This window comes from Candidatus Cryosericum odellii, assembly GCF_003570935.1.
Taxonomy (GTDB): domain Bacteria; phylum Caldisericota; class Caldisericia; order Cryosericales; family Cryosericaceae; genus Cryosericum; species Cryosericum odellii.
The window spans coordinates 1-4994 of the sequence record NZ_QXIU01000185.1 but is presented as its reverse complement, the minus strand read 5'-3'; the positions used below and the strand labels follow the sequence as shown (position 1 = coordinate 4994).

Below are 4994 nucleotides of genomic sequence, written 5' to 3'. Positions count from 1 at the left end.
GCAACGACACCACGTTCATCGTTCGACGGGGTCACATACCGAGCCAAACGGATCACCTGGGGATCTCCGTTGGCCATGGCTACAGAAACGCCTGCCACCTTGAACATACTGGCATCCGACTCGTTGTCACCGAGAACCATGATGTTTTTCATCTCCAGGCCAAGCATCGAAGACAAGGTTGAGACGGCACTGCCTTTGTCGACACCCGCACCCATGATGTCGATGCAGTTAGCGTCAGCCTTCACGACCGTCGCATTGACCCCAAGCGCGTGCACGAGGTCCAGCTCGAGGGCGTCCGTCTCTTCCAGACGACACCGGATAGCAAGCTTTCGATAGCCCTCCATATCGTGAGTTTTCCAGGCCCTTATGTCCTCAAAACGCGAATTCAGCTCCGCATATGGCATCTTCTGCAGGAAGAAGGGTGCGGCGGCATTCTTGTAGAGCACGACGTCCTCGCCTTTCAACAGAAAGAAGTTGAAATCGTATGAGCTGCGTTGCAAGAGGTCGAGGACTTCTCCTATGACAGAACCTGCGAGATTCCACTCAGCAATGATGTGCCCATCAAACGGATCCTGGATGACGGCGCCGGTCTCACTGATGATCGGCACGTGGATGATCCCCAGCTGCTCAACGAACGGCATGATCGAGAACTGTTCCCGGCCGGAACAGATGGTGAATTCCACCCCTGGAACCAGGGCAGTCCTCAATTCAGCAACCGTTTCCTCCGTGATGAGTGAATAGCTGTCCAGCAGCGTTCCATCAAGATCGCAGGCAATGAGTTTCTGGATTGCCGCCACGGCCCTACACGCTGTAGACCACGCTGCCCTGGCAGATCGTGGAAGAGACATGAAGGTCAGGTGTCAGGATGACAATGTCCGCGACAGCTCCCGGTCGGATGATACCTCGATCGGTCACACCGATGGAACGGGCAGGGTTCTGACCTGCGGCGCGGAAAGCACTCGCAAGGTCAAGGCCGCCAATGCTGACCACGTTACGGACGGCCCGATCCAACGTCAGAATGGAACCTGCAAGGCGTCCACCAGGGAGCCGCACTGAGGTCTCGTCCACCGTCACCTTCTGTCCATCGAAATCAAACTCGCCCTGGATACCGAGTCCGACAGCAAGGACGGAATCAGAGATAAGCACGAGTCGATCCTTCAGATACCGACTCACCAGCGCAATCGTGGCAGGATGAGTATGCACGCCGTCAGCTATGAACTGAAGATAGACATCGTACAGGAGCGCAGCGCCGACGGGACCTGGTTCGCGATGGAGCAATGGTCGCATCACATTAAAGAGATGGTTCATAGACGTGGCGCCAGCCGCGATCCCCGCAACAGCGTGCTCGAAATCTGTATCGGTATGTCCAATGGAGACATGCACGCCGCGGCTGACCAGGTACTCGATAACTGGGATCGCTCCCTCGCGCTCGGGCGCCACGGCCATCAGTGTGACGGGTCCACTGTCAACCAGTGCTTTGGCATTCGCAATGGTCGGTATCTCGAAATTCTCGGGATTCATGGCTCCTGGCATCTTTTGATTGAGGAATGGTCCCTCCAGATGCCATGCCAGAGGTCTCGCCCCTTCGACTGTTGCCAGCTTGGGACTCAAAGCTGCCATGACGTGCTGGAGAGTGGCAATGCGCGCGCCCACGGTCGTCGGCAGAAATGACGTGACGCCCGCATGGGGCAGACCTGTCGCCATACACTCGAGAGCTTCACTGCTCGCTTCCATAATGTCGTGTCCGCCATACCCATGAATATGAACGTCAATGAAGCCAGGAGCAACAAGGAAACCCGTCGTATCGAGAACTTCGATCCCGGAGGGTTGTTCTGTGAGAATGTGTCTGATCCGGCCGGCTTCAATTTCGACCCAGAACGTACCACGCAATTCATCAGGGGTGAAGAGACGGTCGGTCTTGATGACATAGTGCGAAGATGCCGGCATGCTCATGGTCTTCTCCTTTCAAACACCGCAGGAAATGAGAGAACCCCGGCTCCAGTCAGGACGCCTGGGGATGTTCCACGTTAACCCGGTTGCCCGTGTCAGCGGATCGATAGCAGGCATCGACTACGCGATGTGTCCAACCGGCCTCCGCAAGAGTCGGGCGGGCCGCAAACCCAACATCGCCGCCTGTACAGCCGTCCAGAAATGTGTAGATGCTTGCAGCGTGCATATCACACATGGGTCCCATCGACATTTTCGAACTTGGAAACGCAGTCTTCAGATACGTTACCCACGGGTCGTCCAGAACGATATCCTGTGTCACGTCACGCGAAGCTGCATCCATGATGACAGCTCGCCCGCGCTGAAGGTCGACTGTCACAGAACCCTTCGTTCCAAAGACCTCAAAGGCAAAGGCTCCTTCACGCCCGGCGTGCACCCGGGAAACCTCGATCGTTCCCGTGCTGCCATTCATCAGGTCCGCAGTGACCAGTGCCCAGTCGTCCACGTCGACACGAGACATTCCATCCGGGACTCCCGTACTGGGACGCTCACCAACGACAGTTCTGGTCACACAGCGCACTGCTTCGAATTCGCCGACGACCATGCGCACAGCATCAACCATATGGAGACCCAGGTCGACAAGAGCGCCACCGCCAGATTCCTTGCGACTCAAGCGCCACGTCATTGCTCGCTGGGTATTCAGATAACTGGCATGCAGAAGGACAGCTCTCCATGTCACAACGTCGCCAATGACGCCTGTTCGCACGATCGCACGCGCAGCCGCCATAGCAGGAAGGAACCGATACACGAGGGCAGTCTGGTTCAGGACGCCTGCATTGTCTGCCTTCCGGGCCAGTTCAAGTGTAAGCTCACCGCTCAGGTCGACCGGTTTCTCACAGTAGACACGGACATGCGCTGCGACTGCCGCTTCCACAAGAGAGCGGTGTGCGGCATTTGGGGTGCACACATCCAGCATGTCGATCTGGGCGCACGTCGAAGATACGGAGTCATAAGGGAGAGCTCGAGAGAACTCAAACCGATCAGCCTCATTCGGGTGTGACGTATAGACCGTGTCAAACATGACTCGCGCCGGGGGTTCCGCATATATCCCGGACAGTGCCCGATAACACATCCAGTGGATGCGGCCGATGAAACCAGTCCCCGCGAGGCCGAGGCGAACCGGCTGCATCTCCTCAGACATGGTAGAGGCGGTCTGCGTACTTGGCGGTGTACTCCTTGTTGAATTCAGGGCCCCCGTCAACATTGGCACTCATGAACACCGGTGGAACGTAACCAGCCTCCAGCATCTCGCGGATGGCGAAGACAATGGACTGGTCGACCAGGATGTCCGAACTGATACTCGACGTTCCCGCAATCTTCGTAGGAAGACCCGGAAGTTCGATGGTAGCATCCCCTTCGACACTGTGATTGTCGAGGATGACATCTGCAAGTTGCCACAGCATCTTGCCACTCGAATGGCGCGACGTGCTGTGTTTCTCGATCTCCAGAGCGGTAACGGCAATGACCGGTACACCAATCGACCGTGCAACCATTGCCATCTCGATGATCAGAGGATTCCGTCCCGAGTTGCTGATGATGAATAGACAATCGTTCTTCCGGATATCCCACATCTCGGCGAATATCGTTCCCACGCCTTCGATGCGTTCATAATGGCCGCCCGATAGTTCCTTGACCTGTTTGGATGGAATAAGGCCGCCCGCACGCCCACAAATCTCGATAGCAACAGATGCAGAATGTCCACTGCCAAAAGCCTGAAGGATTCCGCCACTCATGATACTCTGTGCAACAATATGGCCCGCCTTGCGCATGTTGTCCTCTTCCTGCTTCAGGACAGGGATCAGCTCCTCGATCTTGCTAAAGAATTCCAATGCCATACTGACCTCCCAGCTCGTATCTATTTTTTCTGCTGACAACGATCCGTCTACAGCAAGCCCTTCTTCCGGAGAAGTTCGACCAGATCAAGCGCACGGTCATTGGCACTGCGCTGAGGCGTGATCTTATAGCCCATGTCCCCAATAGCCTTGAATGCCTCTGCATCCTCCCTGGTCGAAGCTATCCATGGAAGAACCATCACATACTTCGTCCCCTGGACTGGCGCCTGATTGCCGACATTGATGCTCTTCGGCTTGAGTCCGCCCTGCATAAGTGCCAGTGCACCCTGCGCATTGCGCGCAATGATGAGGACATTCTCGTGGGCAGGGTCCATGGAAGAGAGCTGTTTCAAACCATCAGCAATAGTGACCACCGAGCATGGGAGCCCGCGCGCTGCCTGCGGCAGGACAATGCGCTGAATCGGATCGGCCGCGACCTTGTCGTCCGCAACAATAATACGCTTGGCGCCATAGTAGCCGCACCAGCTTATGGTAACCTGTCCATGAATAAGACGATTGTCAATGTGTAGAAAGAATGCCATGATTCGCTCCTATGGGGTTGAAGATGGTGCTGCACCGGTGTCATCGTGCCCCGGATTATTGTTCAATGCTTGACGCATTATTGCACTCAAACTCTGGATAGACTCCTTACCTGCATTCATAGCCATTTCTGCAACATCGGCCAGTGCCATGTCGCTTCGGACAGCCAGAATCTCAAGGATCATCGGCAGGTTCACGCCTGCAATGATCTCCACACGGTCGGTGACGAGGTACGCCGCAGCGTTGGAAGGAGACGCTCCCAGCATATCAACAAACAAAAGTGAACCTGAACCCGTGTCCGTTTTGTCAATGCCTGCCTGAATGCGTTCCTTGAGTCCATCGATACTGTCTCCCTCGCGAAGCGCAACGGTCTCAAACTGTTCCTGGGGCCCCGCGATGAGAGTGACAGCACTTGCAATTCCATCAGCAAATTCTCCGTGAGTAACAACGACGATTCCAATCATAATAGGTTCCTTTCCAGTTCCGGGCTGCCTAGGCAGCCCGGACGTGGAAAGGAATCCATCATGATTGGAATCGTCGTTGTTACTCACGGAGAATTTGCTGATGGAATTGCAAGTGCTGTCACTCTTATCGCAGGACCCCAGGAACAGTTCG

General features: G+C 55.6%; 6 protein-coding genes. All 6 read right to left on the bottom strand.

Annotated elements, in window-relative coordinates:
- Window positions 1–797, bottom strand: a 797-nt coding sequence (locus tag SMC5_RS07535) for a Cof-type HAD-IIB family hydrolase (protein WP_165849024.1), incomplete at its 3' end; no start/stop codon positions are given.
- A 4-nt stretch (window positions 798–801) separates the two neighbouring features.
- Window positions 802–1953: an N-acetylglucosamine-6-phosphate deacetylase gene (gene nagA / locus SMC5_RS07530; RefSeq protein ID WP_119120214.1), complete on the bottom strand. Its 1152-nt coding sequence runs from the start codon at window positions 1951–1953 to the stop codon at window positions 802–804.
- A gap of 49 nt (window positions 1954–2002) precedes the next feature.
- A complete protein-coding gene (locus tag SMC5_RS10465) occupies window positions 2003–3148 on the bottom strand; it encodes a Gfo/Idh/MocA family protein (protein WP_165849023.1) in 1146 nt (381 codons plus the stop codon).
- A complete protein-coding gene (locus SMC5_RS07515; protein WP_119120213.1) occupies window positions 3141–3842 on the bottom strand; it encodes an SIS domain-containing protein in 702 nt (233 codons plus the stop codon). The genes SMC5_RS10465 and SMC5_RS07515 overlap by 8 nt, the downstream gene beginning before the upstream one ends.
- Window positions 3843–3889: 47 nt before the next feature.
- Window positions 3890–4381 carry a PTS system mannose/fructose/N-acetylgalactosamine-transporter subunit IIB gene (locus SMC5_RS07510; protein WP_119120212.1) on the bottom strand — a complete coding sequence of 164 codons (492 nt, stop codon included), beginning with the start codon at window positions 4379–4381 and terminating at the stop codon, window positions 3890–3892.
- Between the two features lie 9 nt (window positions 4382–4390).
- Entirely contained in the window at window positions 4391–4843 is a 453-nt protein-coding gene (locus SMC5_RS07505; RefSeq protein WP_119120211.1) for a PTS sugar transporter subunit IIA, read from the bottom strand.
- Window positions 4844–4994 lie beyond the last annotated feature (151 nt).